The organism is Chitinophaga deserti, assembly GCF_003149455.1.
GTDB classification, from domain to species: Bacteria; Bacteroidota; Bacteroidia; order Chitinophagales; family Chitinophagaceae; genus Chitinophaga; species Chitinophaga deserti.
Genome location: NZ_QFFK01000008.1, coordinates 211,762 through 228,227 on the forward strand (window position 1 = coordinate 211,762; position 16,466 = coordinate 228,227).

The 16,466-nt window shown below is 51.3% G+C and carries 15 protein-coding genes; 3 read left to right on the plus strand and 12 right to left on the minus strand.

Going from position 1 to position 16,466, the window contains the following annotated elements; all coding sequences use genetic code 11:
- Nucleotides 1–18: 18 nt before the first annotated feature.
- The gene (locus DEV76_RS18995) at nucleotides 19–714 is read left to right on the plus strand and encodes a hypothetical protein (RefSeq protein ID WP_109699507.1); all 696 of its coding nucleotides are present in this window, start codon (nucleotides 19–21) and stop codon (nucleotides 712–714) included.
- Between the two features lie 32 nt (nucleotides 715–746).
- The gene (locus DEV76_RS19000) at nucleotides 747–1,679 is read left to right on the plus strand and encodes a DUF5007 domain-containing protein (protein ID WP_109699508.1); all 933 of its coding nucleotides are present in this window, start codon (nucleotides 747–749) and stop codon (nucleotides 1,677–1,679) included.
- Nucleotides 1,680–1,749: 70 nt separating this feature from the next.
- On the opposite strand, the gene DEV76_RS19005 is transcribed toward DEV76_RS19000, so the two are convergent.
- The 8 genes from DEV76_RS19005 to ggt all read right to left on the minus strand — a co-directional run bounded on the left by DEV76_RS19005 (nucleotide 1,750) and on the right by ggt (nucleotide 10,602).
- A complete protein-coding gene (locus DEV76_RS19005) occupies nucleotides 1,750–2,475 on the minus strand; it encodes a LytR/AlgR family response regulator transcription factor (RefSeq protein ID WP_109699509.1) in 726 nt (241 codons plus the stop codon).
- Nucleotides 2,468–3,568 carry a sensor histidine kinase gene (locus DEV76_RS19010; RefSeq protein ID WP_109699510.1) on the minus strand — a complete coding sequence of 367 codons (1,101 nt, stop codon included), beginning with the start codon at nucleotides 3,566–3,568 and terminating at the stop codon, nucleotides 2,468–2,470. The genes DEV76_RS19005 and DEV76_RS19010 overlap by 8 nt, the downstream gene beginning before the upstream one ends.
- An 83-nt stretch (nucleotides 3,569–3,651) precedes the next feature.
- Entirely contained in the window at nucleotides 3,652–5,823 is a 2,172-nt protein-coding gene (locus DEV76_RS19015; protein ID WP_109699511.1) for an outer membrane beta-barrel family protein, read from the minus strand.
- 178 nt (nucleotides 5,824–6,001) lie between these two features.
- Entirely contained in the window at nucleotides 6,002–6,859 is an 858-nt protein-coding gene (locus tag DEV76_RS19020) for a TraB/GumN family protein (RefSeq protein WP_157962995.1), read from the minus strand.
- 18 nt (nucleotides 6,860–6,877) lie between these two features.
- Complete coding sequence (locus tag DEV76_RS19025; protein ID WP_109699513.1) at nucleotides 6,878–7,936, minus strand: aminotransferase class I/II-fold pyridoxal phosphate-dependent enzyme; 1,059 nt, start codon at nucleotides 7,934–7,936, stop codon at nucleotides 6,878–6,880.
- A 1-nt stretch (nucleotide 7,937) separates the two neighbouring features.
- Nucleotides 7,938–8,354 (minus strand): hypothetical protein, encoded by a 417-nt coding sequence (locus DEV76_RS19030; protein ID WP_109699514.1) that lies wholly within the window; start codon nucleotides 8,352–8,354, stop codon nucleotides 7,938–7,940.
- Nucleotides 8,351–8,878 (minus strand): DUF1572 family protein, encoded by a 528-nt coding sequence (locus DEV76_RS19035; RefSeq protein ID WP_109699515.1) that lies wholly within the window; start codon nucleotides 8,876–8,878, stop codon nucleotides 8,351–8,353. The genes DEV76_RS19030 and DEV76_RS19035 overlap by 4 nt, the downstream gene beginning before the upstream one ends.
- Before the next feature lie 38 nt (nucleotides 8,879–8,916).
- Nucleotides 8,917–10,602, minus strand: a complete 1,686-nt coding sequence (gene ggt / locus DEV76_RS19040; RefSeq protein WP_109699516.1) for a gamma-glutamyltransferase — start codon at nucleotides 10,600–10,602, stop codon at nucleotides 8,917–8,919.
- A 101-nt stretch (nucleotides 10,603–10,703) separates the two neighbouring features.
- On the opposite strand from ggt, the gene DEV76_RS19045 reads away from it, so the two are divergent.
- The gene (locus DEV76_RS19045; RefSeq protein ID WP_109699517.1) at nucleotides 10,704–13,196 is read left to right on the plus strand and encodes a M14 family metallopeptidase; all 2,493 of its coding nucleotides are present in this window, start codon (nucleotides 10,704–10,706) and stop codon (nucleotides 13,194–13,196) included.
- 72 nt (nucleotides 13,197–13,268) lie between these two features.
- Here DEV76_RS19045 and DEV76_RS19050 read toward each other — a convergent pair whose 3' ends face one another.
- The 4 genes from DEV76_RS19050 to secG form a co-directional block, all read right to left on the minus strand.
- Complete coding sequence (locus DEV76_RS19050; RefSeq protein WP_109699518.1) at nucleotides 13,269–13,871, minus strand: thioredoxin family protein; 603 nt, start codon at nucleotides 13,869–13,871, stop codon at nucleotides 13,269–13,271.
- Between the two features lie 82 nt (nucleotides 13,872–13,953).
- Nucleotides 13,954–14,931, minus strand: a complete 978-nt coding sequence (locus tag DEV76_RS19055; RefSeq protein WP_109699519.1) for a YihY/virulence factor BrkB family protein — start codon at nucleotides 14,929–14,931, stop codon at nucleotides 13,954–13,956.
- A gap of 33 nt (nucleotides 14,932–14,964) precedes the next feature.
- On the minus strand, nucleotides 14,965–16,014 hold the full coding sequence (mltG, locus tag DEV76_RS19060; RefSeq protein WP_109699520.1) for an endolytic transglycosylase MltG: 1,050 nt from the start codon (nucleotides 16,012–16,014) through the stop codon (nucleotides 14,965–14,967).
- Between the two features lie 83 nt (nucleotides 16,015–16,097).
- Nucleotides 16,098–16,466, minus strand: a complete 369-nt coding sequence (gene secG, locus DEV76_RS19065; RefSeq protein WP_109699521.1) for a preprotein translocase subunit SecG — start codon at nucleotides 16,464–16,466, stop codon at nucleotides 16,098–16,100.

A 16,466-nucleotide genomic window follows, 5' to 3' on the forward strand; every position in this document is an offset into this window, starting at 1 on the left:
CCGACAAAAACAAACAACATGAAAAAGATCATTCTTAAATATTGGTTCTTCCTCGCTGCAGTAGCATTAACCGCCTCCTGCCAGAAAGAGCACTTCATCGATGGTGGCGTGCATACCGGCAAGCTGGACATGAACATCTACGACTTCCTGAAAAGCCGCCCGTACGAATTTGATACCATCGTATGGATACTCGACAAAACCGGGCTGGCAGAGGAAGTGAAGAAGAATAACATCACTTTCATTGCTCCCAAGGACCTCTGCGTGGTTAACTATCTGAAACAGATTGGTGGTGCTAAACTGGATACTGTAAATGTGGTTACCCTCCGCAATGCAATGCAGAAATACATCATCCCGAACAGAAGGATCTGGCGCGATAATGTGCCATTCGAGTTCGAGACAGCCAAAGGAGGCGGAGAGTTTGTTAAGACACTCTCTGGCGATTCCCTGTTCCTCGATTCTCCCCGCCGTGATGATTACAACGGTGTGAAAGAAGCCGGCCCGAAATTCTTCCGTGTATGGTATCATAACGGGTATGCTCAGTTTTTCAGCCGTCGTTTTACTGCAGCTAACACCTGGCCGGAAACAGAAGTAGGCGGCAAACGCTGGAACCCCTGGATCAGCAGCGGTGTGGTAATCACTTCCGATCTGCAGGCTACCAACGGTAATATCCAGGTACTCAACGGTTCGCATACTTTCAATTTCCCATTCAAATAGTATTCTTCCGGAATATTTAATCACATGCAATCATGAAAATGAAAACATTATATAAAGTACTGCTAAGCGCCGCTATCGTAGGCAGCGTTGCATATGGCTGCAGAAAAGTGGAAGTGCAGGACGGGTATTTCGGTAATAATATCCGTTATAAAGATAAAATCATGACGCTCGAAACAGGGCGTGATGCCATGAAGGGCGATCTGTTGCTGGACCGCTCCACCGGGCCCATCTCCGTTGAACTCGCCGCCATCCGTAAATGGAATGGGCAGCCTGCACCGGAAATGCTCCAGCAGGTGGATGCCGTTGAATGGATCGATGAGTTCACCGGCCAGGAAAAAACACTGGAAGAACTGGAGAAAAAGAAAAGAAAAGTGAAGCGCCCGGTGTTTGAGATCAGCAAGAATGATGGCCGTATCATCTTCCGCAAGGAAAGCTATACCATGGACTCATGCACCTACTTCATCGACGTGAAAGTATCCAACAGCGCTGGTACCCGCATCATCCAGAATGCCCTGGAAGTGAAAGTGGTGAAAGGCAATGATTACGAGTACCGTGATGACTATGCATGGATCGTATGCGCCGACTATGACTGGGATAACTGTTCGCCTTATTTTGATTCTATCAATATCCAGTTCCAGAAAGTGGAATACATGGGCGAAGGCAATACGCTTACTTTCCAGTTCCTTGCACCGGACGGAACTGTAATCAATCCCAAATTGTTCCCCGAAGGCAGCAAGCAAAAAGGGAAACGCCTGGAGGACTTCACATTCGGTTACCGGAAGTTCGATGACCGCCTGGAGTACGATGTGGCATATCCCTTCAATACTCAGGACCGTGAGTTTGAGTGGTGGGTACCCGGAGCTACTTTTGGCAAGAACGACCACTACGATATGTTCGCAGCGGTAAGATTTAAGTTCTTCCGGCCCGGCAACTGGAAGGTTACCTGGAAAGCTTTCTATCCCTGATCGAAACCTGAACCATAGAAAAGAAGGGCGGTAGTAATACCGCCCTTTCTTTTTTTATGTAATACTATTTTTACTTTTTATTCGTCATGATCTTCTCTTTCATCAGGTTCATGAACCCCTCCCGGTAAGTATCCCCCACGGGCACCTTCTCATCTGTATGATCAAGGTGAACCAGGTTGCCCTCTATCATCCTGATAAAGCTGGTTGCCAGCAGAAAGGATTTATGCGTGCGCACAAAGTCTGCAGCAGGCAGGCGTTCTTCGAGGTCTTTCATATTCAGAAGTGCGATGATCTTTTCACCATTGCGGGTATGGATCTTCACGTAGTTTTTCAGCCCTTCGATGAAAATGATATCCCGGATATTAATCTTTATAAGTTTCCCTTTCTGCTCCGTTTTCACGAATACAAAATCACTCTCTTCCTTTGCTCCCGGGGGGACGGGTTGAATAAGGCTCAGTGCACGCTGGGCGCCTTTAATGAACCGTGCAAAGGAAATAGGCTTCAGCAGGTAATCCACTACTTCGTTTTCGAAACCTTCCATGGCGTATTCACTGTAGGCCGTGGTGAGGATCACTTTACATTTTCCGTTGATGGCTTTAATAAAGTCGATACCGGTCATGGAAGGCATCTGCACATCGAGGAATATGAGGTCGATTTTATGCTGATGCAGCACCTGCAGGCCCTCGAGCGGGTCGGTGGTGGAATATAGCAGGTTGAGGAAAGGCGTTTGTTTGATGTGATGTGTCAGCAGATCGATGGCATGCTGCTCGTCATCGATGATAATACAGTTAATCATTTTTCGATAGTTGAATGATCAGTTCGGCAGTATAAAAATGTTCAGTTTCGTTGATGGTAAAGTTGTGTTTGCCCTGGTAAGTGAGCTGCAGGCGCTGCCGCACATTGTTCAGGCCTATGCTGGTAGAGAGCTCTTTGGGCCCTTGTTTCTTCTTGTTGCCGATATAGAACCGGATGCGGTCGTTATCTGCTTCTGTACGGATTACGAGTGGGTTGGCGGGGTCCAGCAGGTCGCCATGCTTAAATGCATTCTCCACCAGCGTGATAAGGATCAGCGGGGCAATGCGCGCAGCAGGATTACTAAGCTCTTCGCTGTACTGGATGCTTAGTTTATTATTGAACCGCATCTGGTTGATGCCGATCACGTTCTTCATATGCGTTATCTCCTTGGTAAGCGCTACTTTCCCTTCAGCATCTTCCTCTTTCCCGAGGGCATACCGCATAATATCTGACAACAGCAGTACGGCGTTAGACACCTCTTCGCTCAGCGGAACTGTCTTGCTGTATATAAAGCTAAGGGAATTAAAAAGGAAGTGGGGATTGATCTGGTATTTGATGGCACTCAGCTCGGCGTCCATTTTTTGTTTCTCCAGTTCCTTCTGCAGCTTTTCCCTGCGGCTGAAGTGCATAAATACCGCCACTATGAAGGTGATGGCGAGGTTAAAGAGGAACGTGAAAGTAAGTGTAGCGAGGAAAACGATCATTTTATTGGCCGTCATAAACTTCACTACTTTCTCCTGGCCACCACGTACTTCATATACGGTTTTGGCATATTCATACAGGAGGGAATAGCCTGTTTTAGCGGCAAAGAGGAGTGCGGCTATGAGGAAGAACCTGCCCCAGTGGTTATCCTGCAACGCAGGCAGCCAGGCCAGAAAGATCAGTATATAATAGGTGATGGTGAATTCAATGCACGAACGGAAGATGGTGATCCAGACGCCGCCGAAGCGGTCGTAGGCGTTGTTGGTAAGGTCGGGGTCGAGGGTATAGATGAAAAGGAAGGTGAGGATATTCCAGATAAGGGAAATGGAAAAGAGAAGGAGGATCCTTTTCCATTCGGTTTTAAAAAATTGGCTGGTTTTGTCCAGGAGCATGGGTGGAAGGTGTGCTTTCGTTCAAAAATAATGAAAATACCATTGCAAGCCTCCCGGTCAGGAAGGCCTGCAATGGTATTGTATTAGAATGTCTGCTGGGAATTGGTACGGCCTGCTTCGGACTCGATACTGTTTTTCCGGGCTTTAGCAGCTTTTACATTATTGTTTCCGAACCGGTAGTTAAAGGTCAGGTTCACGGCGCGGCTATCCATATTCATCCGGCCCAGGTTGTGGATGGTGGAATACTGCACTTTATACCGCATCTGGTTAGTGTTGAAGATGTCAACCGCCGCAAGTTTCAAGGATGCTTTGCCTTTCATAATGCTTTTGCTCAGCCCGAGGTCCACATTACCTTGTGTCTTCAGTACGGCATAACCTGCCATGAGCGGCCCGCGGAAGTTACCGTTCACCTCAGCGGTGAAGCCTTTGGGCAGGGTAAAGGTGTTCTGGATATTGGCGAAAGCTGTCACGCTGTTTTTGTTATAGTCCATCCCGTCCAGCACGGTGCTGATCCCGAGGTAAAGACCGGTCACTGTAATGGTGGTGCGGATCTTGGGAGTGATGGGTTTCACCCAAACCACGTTGGCGTAGGCCAGGTTAAAGTTGGTCTGGTTTGCAAAGCTCATCACCTGCACTTTGGTAACCGGATCCTGCCGGAAGGTCATGCTCAGGTTATCCGTCATCCGTGTAAATGCGATGGTGGTAAACAGCTGATATTTATGGCTCCAGGTTGCCTGTACTGCCTGTGAAAGCATGGGCATAATATCCGGATTGCCTTCGCGGAGGGAGTATGCGTTCACGTAGGTGATGAATGGGTTCACGATATCGAGGCCGAAGCGGTTGATGCTCCTGCGGTAGCTGAAGCTGAACTGGTTTGTGGCGCTCATATTATAGGAAGCAGATGCGCTGGGGAACAGCTGCACGTAATCGCGCTCAAACTTCTTATCAATGGTTAAACTGTTGCCTTTTGCATTGGTATGTTCCATCCGCAGCATGGCGTTGAACGACCATTTCTTCACTGTTTTACTTAGTCCGGCGTAGGCTGCGTTCACGTTTTCTTTATACACGAAGTGGTTCGTTTTGGTAGGGTCGTTGATCCATTTGCCTGCCGCCATGGTTTCCCAATGCATGTCATTATCGGTTTCCGTGAAGGTAGATTTAAGACCCGCTTCCAGCTTAAAGGCTTTGAACTGCTGGGTGTAATCAGCACTGAGGGAGTACAGGTCGATGCCGGATTCCGTGAAGTTGCGGATGTTGGTGGAAGAACCGATCACGTCTTCTTTCAGGGAATAATACTGCCCGGCAAACTGATCGTCCCAGTCTTTACGGTGATTGAAATAGTCGGCATTAATGGTCAGTTCATTTTTATGCTTCTGGCTGGCCGTGCGGAAGTAAGCGTTCACACTGGGGTTCACCAGCGTTTGGGTGCCTGTTGCACCCTGCCGGAAGATGGAATCCGGGAGGGTGGTGTAGTTATCACCTTCGCGGGTACGGCGGTTAAACATGCTTTTTACCAGCACGCCGGCGGAGGATGTTTTCGACAGGTCGAAGTCGGCCCCGGCACGTACGTTGTGGGTGTTTTTATTCTCGCGGTTGTAATCGCTTTCCGTGAGCACATAACCATCGGGGTAAAAGCGGTCGTTGGTATTGTGCATAAAGGTTTTGGCATAGATATGATCATACCCGCCGTAAAGGTTCACGCCTTTGCTGCGGTGGTTAAGGGTTACGCCCTCGGTGGTACGGGGATAGCGCCCGAAGCCGCCGGTGAGGGTAACAGTACCATTGGTGCCAAGATCTTTCGGTTTAAACAGTTTGATGTTGATGATGGCCCCGTCCTGCGCGTCGTATTTGGCGCTGGGCATGCTCATGAGCTCTATCTTGTCGATGTTGCTGCCCGCGGTGGAGGCCAGGAGGTTTTTGAGATCTTCCCCGCTCAGGCGGCTGGGGCGGCCGTCGATATAAACGGTAACCGGTTTGCCGTTGAGCTGGAGGTTGTGGTTATTGTCCGTCAATACGCCGGGAGATTTGGTGACCACATCCCAGGCGTTGGAGCCTGCTGCGGTCACCGATTTCCCTACGTTAACGGTCATCGTACCGCCCTGTACCGTAATGGGAGGAGTGGTGCTGGTTACCTCATGGGCTTTGAGCTGTTTTACGGACGGGGCGGGGATGGAGTCTTTCTTTTGCTGCGCAATGGCGGAAGGAGCTGCTGAAAGGATTGATGCTGAGAAAATAACGGTTAAAATGGTTTGCATACGCTGTGTTTGATGATGCAAACTTATATCGGCGGCTTCCCGGCTTAAAATCCGATACACCAACAGGCGCTTTTACATGATGAACCCGGTTTGAAGTTGACGAATTATTACGCCCTCTTTGCCCATAAAAAAAGCCACCCCTTAGTGGAGGGTGGCTTCCTATATTACAGAAAATCAATTATTTAGTTACGGCTTCTACCTTGTAACCCTTCTTTTTCAGCAGGGCAATCACTCCCTGGTCGCCGCCGAGGTGCATGGCGCCAACTCCAAAAAAGGTGCTTTCTTTCCGCATGGCTTTATCCATCACGGGTATCCAGTTGCGGTTGCGGTTATACACCAGGATGTCTTCGTACCCCTTAAACTCGGGTGATTCGCCCAGCATGTCGTGCAGGGCTACAATGTCCTGCGCTTTATAGGATGTAATCAGGCGTTTGAACATGGCGCGCTGCTTCGGGATATCGCTGATATATTCCATAATCATCCGCGCTTCGAGGGAGTCGGGCATGTTATCGAATACTTTGATCTGATCAGCGATGTCTTCCAGTCCTTCTACTGACTTATTGGAGAACTTAGCCAGTTCTACCAGCTTCTGCTCGTAGGATACCGAGGATCTGCATTCCAGCATCTTAGGCAACATGAGGCTCAGCAATACCATGGGCTTCATCTTTTTAAAGTTGGCCACATCCATCTTCAGACTGTCGTTCATAAACTGCTGCAGCTTACGGTAGTCTGCCGGTTTAAATGCTTTTTCCAGGGTGTATTCCGGATCGTTGTTCTGTAAAAGCGGTCCCATGGTGAGGAACAGCTGCGGGTCGTCCATATCCACTTCCAAGTAAATGGTTTTGGAGTTTTGTACGGCTTTGTTCAGCTGGGAGGATAAGTTGAAGTCTTTTTCACAGATCAGGTGTACGGTGCCGTAGAGGTAAGAAGGCTGTGCCAGCCCGTTACCGGATACTTTATACAGGAGGGAATGCTGCGCCATGGAGGGCAAAGCGGCCGTCAGTATGGCAAGGAAAGCGAAGGTTTTTTTAAGCATGAAGCGGTTCATTTTAAGCTAGGTACGGGAATAATATTGAACGAGTTGTGCGGCGAGCATATCCAGATCATCTGGTGTATGCAGCGCAGATAGTATAATACGGTTGATGCGGTCGCCCTGCGGATCGGGGTACGCAAAAGAAGAGATGAGCGTTTCGCGGGACAGCAGCCAGGTATACACCTCCTCCGAAGCATCGTTCAGAACGAATACCGGCAGTCCATGCGGATTGGGCAGCTCATCTATGCCACCTGTCAGCCTTACCAGTGCGGTGATATTGCTGCGGAGGATGCGGAGCGCCTCCGTGTAAACTGGGCCGGCTTTGAGCCAGGTATATGCATTGGCGGGGATGATGGGAGTGCTGGCGGTAAACAGGGGTAGCCGGCGGATGGCGGCAATATCTGCCGCATGCCCTGCTACCATACCGCCTTCGAGGCTGTATGCCTTTGCCAGTGAAGCGGTGATCAGGTAACGGGCGCCTTCTGATGCCGGGAGGCTCCCGGCGATGCCTTCGCCCTGCTTCCCCAGTATGCCCAGCCCGTGGGAGTCATCGATCACCACGAGGGCTTTCCTGTGCAGGCGCGCCAGTGGTGAAAAGTCATGTACCTCACCCCGCAGCGGGTCCACGGCATCGGTGATGAGTACATTGGTATGATCAGGCTCGCGGTTGAGCAGGTCTACCGAGGTTTCCAGCCAATCGTTCCAATTACCTGCGGCCACGGTGCCCCCGGAGTAGCGCAGTGCAGGGTGAGCTCCTGGGGCATACAGCGGTGTACCTTTCGTGATGGCATAAGTAACCGCTGCCTGTGCGGAAAGGTAGCCAGATGAAAAGCAGGCGGCTGCCTGCTGGCCTGTATGCACCGCGAGCGCATGCTCCAGCTGTTCGTACAAACTGAGTTGCAGGTTGCCGATGCGGCTGCTGGGGTACACGCTCCCGAATTGCTCCTGGCCTTCCGTCAGCAGCTGCCGGTACACGGGAGAGGTATGCATGCCCAAGTACGAAAACCCGGAGAAGAATAAATGCTCCCGGCCGTCGCAAACTACGGTTCTGCCGGGCATACTATGTGTGATCCTGATCATGTTATTGCTTCCGGGTACGAAGTATGAAATGATATTCGCCGGTATTCACTTTCATGTCAAACTCCTCTTCATTCAGCTTCACTACTTCCACCATATGCTCCGCGTTGCGCGATCCGTTAGCCCCGGTAATAGAAATAATCTTCCCGTTGCTGAGCAGGGAATACTTACCACTATCAGGCACACCGCTAATGGTGGCGATGAAAAGATCGTTGTCGAGGAACTGGTAATAGGCGTCGCTGTAATAGCCTTTTTTCAGATCTTCGGCCTGTGTGGCCTGCACATGGTTGTACGAGGTGCCAGCAGGAAGGGTAACGTCATATACCTTCCATTTTTTATGTTGCAGCAGCTCGTTCGTTTGGCCGTTGTTACATGCTGCCAGCAACAATAATGCGGCGGAATATAGGATCAGATGTTTCATTTGCCGGCGGCTTTTTCCTGGTTATACTGCTGCGATTGCCCTACGGGAATGGAAAGGCTTTGCCATCCTTCCACACGCATGATTTTCCCGAGATACACAATCTGCCCTACGTGATAAGGATAGTGGGAGAGCTGCCGGTTTAGGGCATCTATCACTGTCAATGGCTCCGTGCGGATGAGTACGGTTTTGCTGAGATCTTCTTCCTGCAAACTGTCGATGGTGTTGATCAGGCAATCCCATCCTTTGTTCCACATAGCCAGCATATCGGCCATGGTGGCATTAGGTGCGTCGTCTATAAACTCCGCATCACGCTGGCGCCAGGTTTTTTCACCATCGGTGGTCAGGAAATCGGTGAAACGCGACAGCATATTCCCGCTCATATGTTTTACGATGATGTAAATATTGTTGGGCTCACCGGCAGGCTGCCAGTGTATCTGCTGATCGTTCAGCTGCGTAAAGGTTTTTTCCGCAAGTTCTTTGTAAGAGAGCAGTCGTTTCTTCGCACTGTCCAGGTAAAGTCTCATACATCAGGATATTTTGTTGAAGGTTTAAATGTACGAATTTATTCTCCTGCCACGCTGTCGTCGCCCCGCCAGTCGCCTACCGCTTCGATCTTCCCGTTGAGGATACGGATCAGTTCCGTCCTGCTCCAGGGCCCGCTCACTTTGAGGTTGTATCCCATATTGGTGAGTGCGGTGCGGGTGCTGTCCGGGAATGCTTTTTCAATCAGTACATCCTCCGGCCACCATTGGTGGTGGAACTTTGGGGCATTGACGGTGGTTTTTGCATCCAGCCCGAACACGATATCGTTTACGAGGGTTTGAAAGAGAGAGGTGATGATAGTAGATCCTCCGGGTGTGCCGGTTACCAGGTAGGGCAGATTGTTTTTCAGTACGATGGTGGGCGTCATACAGCTGAGCATGCGCTTGCCTGGTGCGATGGCGTTGGCCTCGGTTCCGAGCAGCCCGTACAGATTAGGGGCGCCGGGTTTAACAGAGAAGTCGTCCATTTCATTATTGAGCAGGAAGCCGGCACCGCCTACTACCACTTTGTTACCGTAACTGCCGTTAAGGGTAGTAGTTACGGAAACGGCGTTCCCTTCTGCATCTACTACACTGAGATGCGTGGTTTCCATGCTTTCGAACGGCCCGCCGGCTTTGACGCCGGTACTTGGTGTAGGCTTGCCGGGAGTGAAGTCGGCTATTCTTTGCTGCAGGTATTTCCTGTCAGTGAGTTGTTGTACGGGTACTTTCACGAAGTCGGGATCGCCGAGGTATTGCGCACGGTCGGCATACGCCCTGCGTTCCGCTTCTATCATGCGTTGCACCGCTTCCGGACTGTGAAATCCATATTTTTCCAGGGGGAAATCTTCTACCATCCCGAGCATCTGCTGTAATCCGATGCCGCCGCTGCTGGGGAGGGGCATGCTGATAACAGTGTGACCACGGAAGGTGAATTCCACCGGCTTGCGCAGAACGGCTTTATACGCCGCCATATCAGCTTTCGTGATGATGCCTCCGCCCCGCTGCATCTCTTCCGCTACGAGCCGGGCGGTTTCGCCTTCATAGAATCCTTTCATACCTTTCTTCGCAATACGGCGCAGGGTATTGGCAAGATCTTTCTGAATCAGGGTATCGCCGGCTTTCCAGGGTGCTGCCTTTACGAATGCGGATGGCCGGGTGTTGAGCCGGATAAATGCCTCTTGTAACCTGTTAAGTCCGGCTGCCTCCTGTTCGGTAATAGCGAATCCCTTTTCCGCCAAAACTATCGCCGGAGCCACGAGCTTTGAGAGCGGCAGCCGCCCGTAAGGCAAGGAGGCTGCCAGTCCGGCTACGGTACCGGGTACTCCGGCGGCCAGGTGCCCGTCGAGCGAGCGGCGTACCACGGGGTTTCCGGCGGCGTCGAGGTACATATCGCGATGTGCTTTGCCGGGTGCTTTCTCGCGGTAATCGATGGAGAGGGTGCGCCCGTCTGTCAGCCGGGCCACCAAAAAGCCTCCTCCGCCCAGGTTCCCCGCCTGCGGATACACGACGGCCAGTGCCAGCTGTGTGGCAATGGCGGCATCCACGGCGTTGCCTCCCTGGCGCATCACTGCAGCCCCTGCTTCGCTGGCCATCGGATGGGCGGAGGATACGGCGAAGCGGGTGGCTGCCATATACTTACGGGGGGAATAATTGTACGGGTCTGCCTGCTGTGAGGCTGCGTTTACTGCCAGCAGCAGCAGGAAGGGGAACAGGAGGGAGCGCATAGGCTAAGCATGTTTCATCCCAAAATACGGATATTTTCTCTGGAAAGGGGAGCCTTCCGCCATTGCGCTTTTTCCCTATCTTAGCCGGATACAACGTTCATATGAAGTCTGTCATCTGCTCCTTACTCTTTACCATTACCCTGCTGACCGCCCGCGCACAGCAATCCCCGTCCGACTTCCTCGGTTACCCCCTTGGCACACGGTTTACTCCCCATCATAAAGTGGTGGACTACTTCCGTAAAACCGCCGAAGGCAGCCGGATGATGAAGCTCGAAACCTATGGACAAACCTACGAAGGCCGTCCGTTGCTGCTCGCCGTGATTTCTTCCCCCGAAAATATAGCGCGGCTGGAAGAGATTCGTAGCGGCAATATGGCAATGCTTACCGGCAGCGCTCCGCAAAACCAGCCCGTTATCATTTGGCTCAGCTACAATGTGCATGGTAACGAAGCGGTGTCTACCGAAGCTGCCATGCGCACAGTGCATACTTTGCTGACCGAGCGCCAGGAGCTGCTGCGCAATGCGGTAGTGATCGTAGATCCCTGCCTCAATCCCGACGGGCGCGACCGCTACGTGAATTTCTACAACGCCGTACATGCCCGCAACCCCGATGCCACTCCCTATGCGCGTGAGCACATGGAGCCCTGGCCCGGCGGCAGGCCCAATCACTATTATTTTGATCTGAACCGCGACTGGGCATGGCAATCGCAAACCGAATCCCGGCAGCGCCTCACTCAATACAACCGCTGGATGCCGCAGGTACATGTGGATTTCCATGAACAGGGGGTAGACGCACCATATTATTTCGCACCGGCCGCCGAGCCGTTGCATGATGCCATCACCGAATGGCAGCGCGCCTTCCAGACACAGATCGGTAAACATAATGCCACTTACTTCGATGCCAAAGGATGGCTCTATTTCACCAAAGAACAATTCGATCTTTTCTACCCCAGCTATGGCGATACCTATCCCACCTACAACGGTGCTATTGGTATGACATATGAGCAGGGAGGAAGCGGCCGCGCAGGCCTCGCTATCGTTAACCGCGAAGGTGATACCCTGCGGCTGAAAGACCGGCTGGATCATCACTATACTACCGGCATCGCCACCATAGAATCTTCAGTAGCTCAAGGCACTAAGCTGGTGGATGAGTTCGGTAAATTCTTCCGCGATGCCCGCCAGCAGCCATCAGGTGAGTATAAAACCTATGTGGTGAAGAACGGAGGTAATCCGGAAAAGCTCATGACGCTGGCAGAAACACTGCGCCGTAATGAAATTGCTTTCGGCTTTGCCACCGGTAATTCCTCCGGTAACGGGTTCAATTATTTCACCGGTAAAACAGAAAACTTCGCTATCGAAAAAGGCGACCTCGTGGTGAGTGCCTATCAACCGCGCTCAACCATGGTGCGTGTGTTGTTTGAGCCGGTTTCCCGCCTTACCGATAGTGTTACTTACGATATTACCGCCTGGGCTATGCCATACGCATACGGACTGCCAGCTTACGCCGTAAAAGCCCGTCTGCAGCCCGCTGTGGCTGATGCGCCGGAAAAGGTGACAGCGCCATCTGCAGAAGGAGCAACCTATGCTTATGTTGCTGCATGGAACAGCATGAAGGATGTGAAATTCCTCGCTGCACTGCTCAACCGCAACATCCGCGTACGGTACACGGAGATTCCTTTTACCATCGGTACACAGGTATTCCCCGCAGGCTCGCTCATTATTACCAAAGCAGGCAATGCTTCACTGGAATTACTGCCTGCCATTGCTGCCCGTATGGGCGTGAATGTAACACGCGTCCCTACCGGCTTCGTGGATAAAGGGGCCGATTTTGGGTCCGATAAAATCCGTTATATACAGAAGCCTAAAGTAGGTGTACTGGCGGGTGATGGTGTATCCTCCCTCGGAATGGGCGAGGTATGGCATTACTTCGAAGAGCAGATCGAATACCCGCTTACTGTAGTTGCTTCTTCTTCGCTTGGTAGTGCTTCCTGGAAAGACCTGGATGTACTCATTGTTCCTGATGGACGGTACGCTGCTTTTTCTGATAAAGCTGCTGCCGGCCGGTTGAAAGACTGGGTGTCTGCAGGAGGGAGGCTCATCGTGATGGAAGATGCCGTGGCACAACTGGCTAACGGTGACTGGGGTATTGCCATGAAGAAGGAAAAGGAAGATGAGAAAGATGAAGAAGACAAAGCTGTCAAAAGTCCGTACAAAGATCTGAAACCTTATGCCAACCGCGAGCGCGAAAGCTTATCCGGCATTATCCCAGGTGCTATCTATAAAGTACATATGGATAAATCTCACCCGCTGGCTTTCGGTTATCCGGAATATTATTACACGCTTAAGCAAAACGACCAGCTGCTGGCCTATTTCAAAGACGATGGCTGGAATGTGGGCGCCCTTAAGAAAGATGATTACCTCACGGGTTTTGTAGGTGCTGCTGCAAGGGAGCGCCTGCGCGACGGGCTGGTATTCGGTGTAAAAGAAATCGGGAGTGGAGAAGTGGTGCTGATGACGGATAACCCGCTCTTCCGCAGTTTCTGGGAAAACGGAAAGCTGCTATTCGGTAACGCCGTGTTCATAGTAGGACAATAATCTACAACGAAACGCAATAAAAAAGCTGACCGGTTATAGACCGGTCAGCTTTTTTTATATAAACAATTGCATTTACATTTTACGCTTAATACCGCAGCCTACGGATGCCGTAGAGGGCACAGGAGCGGGCTTTCCTGCTATCATAGCCTGAATGGCGGCATGCAGGTATTTCTCTTTCACATCGCCTGCGCTGCCGGGATTATCGTCGATAGCGCCTTTGTAAACGAGGGTAAGATCTTTGTTGAAGAGGTAGCATTCAGGTGTACGGTCTGCATTAAAAGCATCTGCCACCTGGTTGTCCTTATCCACTACATACAGCCAGTTGTAAGACTGCTGGCGGGCATAAGCCTGCATCGCTTCGTAAGAGTCGCCTGCGGAGCGGGCTGCCTCGTTGGAATTGATGAGTATCACCCCGATGTTGTTCTTCTGCGCAAACTGGCAGATAGCACGGGTACGGTCCTGGTTACGGGCCACATACGGACAGGTATTGCAGGAAAACATCACCAGCAATCCGTTCGCTTTCTTCGCTTCGTTCATTGATACTTCCTTACCGGAAACATCTTTCATTTTGACATCCCCCTTTGGCAGTTTTGCCCCGATGTCAATAAATGCGGGCAACCGGAACGAAACGGTTGCTGCCGCCGTTAGCAGGAGGAAAAAGATATGCTTTTTCATAGGCCTCCATAATTTGGTTCAATATGAAAGTACACTATTTCGGGTGCATTCTGAAGCCATCCATCCTATTTTCGGAATGGGGCTACGAAAGTCCCTGTAACTCAGGCGATTCCTGCGATTCCTCTTTTTCTCTTTCTGCCGCAATCTCCCGTAAAGTGCTGATACTGGTGTTCAGCTCAAAGCCGATGAGCAGGATAAAGGAGTTGAAATATACCACCAGCATCAATACGAGGATAGTACCGATGGAGCCGTAGATCTGGTTGTAACGCGCGAAATTATTCACCCAGTAGGAGAAACCCAGCGTTACCACAATCATGGCAATGGTAGCGAATGTAGACCCCGCGGAAATGAACTTCCACTTCTTCCGCACGGCCGGCCCGAATCTGTAAATGAAGGAGATGATAGCGAAGAAAAGCAGCACGATCAGCGTCCACCGCACTACCTGCAGCAAAAATTGCGAAAAGGCATCGTCGATGCCGATAGACTGCAGTACGGTTCGCAACAGTGTGCCCTGCATAATAATGAGCACCACGGTTGCCAGGAGAAGTACTACCAGGAAAAGGGTCAGTTTCAGGGCTGTAAGCCGCATTTCCCACCAGGTGCGCTGGTGGAAGCCGGGCAGCAGCTTGTCGAAAGAGCGGAGCATGCCCATTACACCATTGGAGGAATAATAGAAGCTCAGAATAAATGCGAACGAAAGGAGGGTGTTGCGCTGGGTGTATAAGAAGTCGTGGATCATGTCGCGCACAATAATGTAGCTGCTGTAGTTCGGTGTGATGGTTTGCGCGAGGTCGTACAGCGTTGGCTCCACGTTTTGCAGCGGAATGAATGGCACGAGTGTGAACAGGAAGATGAAAAACGGAGGAATGGCCAGCAGGAAGTTAAACGAGATGGCCGCGGCTCTTTCAACAAGACTTTCCTTCGCGGTTTCTTTCAGGAAGAAAACGATGACATCGTATAAAGGGGCGCCGTCGAATCCCGGCAGTACCAGCGATTTGCTTTTATGCGTCAGCCAGGATACCGGCCGGGATTCGAGGATAATTTTTTCTACGTCTATCATCAGGGCGTTGTTGGAACGCCGTAAAAATACGAATTATTTGATGCCCCTCGCGTTGAGTCCTTTCTGATACGCACGCGCATTGTCCAGATGCTCTTTAAAAGTGACGGCGAATGAATGATACCCGCTGCCATCGGGCCTTGCGGCAAAAAAGAGATAATCGGTGTCTACAGGGGTCAGCACTGCATCGATCGATTTGGCGGACGGTGTGCAGATCGGGCCGGGAGGGAGACCGTAATAACGGTAGGTGTTATACGGAGAGTCGTACTCGGTATGTACGTTATAGATACGGCGCAGCGCAAAGTTACGCAGGGCAAATTTCACGGTAGGGTCGGCGCCGAGGCGCATGCCGGTGCGCAGCCTGTTGAGGTATACGCTGGCGATAACGGGCTTCTCGTCGTGCCGGTTGGTTTCTTCTTCCACGATGGAGGCGAGTACGGTTACCTGTACAGGCGTCAGGTTCAGTGCCTGTGCTTTCTGGCGGCGGGTTTCGTTCCAGAAGGTTTCATAAGCGCTTTCTATCTTCTCGAATACTTTACCGGCAGAAGTGTTCCAATAGAATTCATATGTATTGGGTACCACGGCGCACATCACGGTAGTGGTATCGAGGCCAAACTGGCGGAGGTATATGGCATCGTTGAGGATGGCCGTCATGGTAGTGGAATCCGCTTCGAGGTTGGAGGATACAAGGCGTATGAAATCTTCTTTCAGGCGGAGCTTGTTAACAACGAGGCGTACAGGCGTTTGCCTGCCGCTGCGGAGTATGCGTACGATCTCCAGGTTGCCCATTCCCTTTTTGATCTCGTAACGTCCTGCTTTTACGCGTTCGGGATAACCGAGCTGGCGGGCCACGATGTTGAAGGTGGAAGGGGAGGAGATGATCTCCTGTTCGCTGAGACCTTTCAGTACATCTTCATACCTGCTTCCGGTAGGGATGTAAAAGTATTTCTTATCACCAAAGGAGCGTGTGTTAGGCCCCATCAGGAGGTAAGCGGCAATCACGAGTGCACCTGCTACCAGGCAGGCGGCTATAATGGCGATGCGGCGCACCCAGGGCGATTTGTTCTTTTTGGGTTTGTTCGGCATAAAATGTCAGGCGGAGTATATCTTCAATAAAAAACCCCGCTTTTAACGGCGAGGTCTTAAAAATATTATTCGGAAAGAATATGTTATTTATTGGTATCTGCGGGAGCTGCAGGAGCTTGCTGGGCTGCACCAGGCAGGGTGGTGGTGTTACCTGCAGGAGGAGCAACGGGAGCAGCACCCTGGCTACGCTCGCTGGCGCTCTGGGGCATGTCGTTGGTAGCGGTGCCGGCACCGATAAACATGGTGGAAGTAAGACACAGCACAGCAATTACCGCTGCCAGGATCCAGGTGCCTTTTTCAAGTACATCCGTCGTCTGGCGAACGCCCATCACCTGGTTGCCAAAACCGCCAAGGTTACCAGCGAGACCGCCGCCTTTAGGGTTTTGTACCAGCACGAAAAAGCCGAGCAAAATACAGGCAATCACAATCAATATTCCAAAGAAAATCAACAT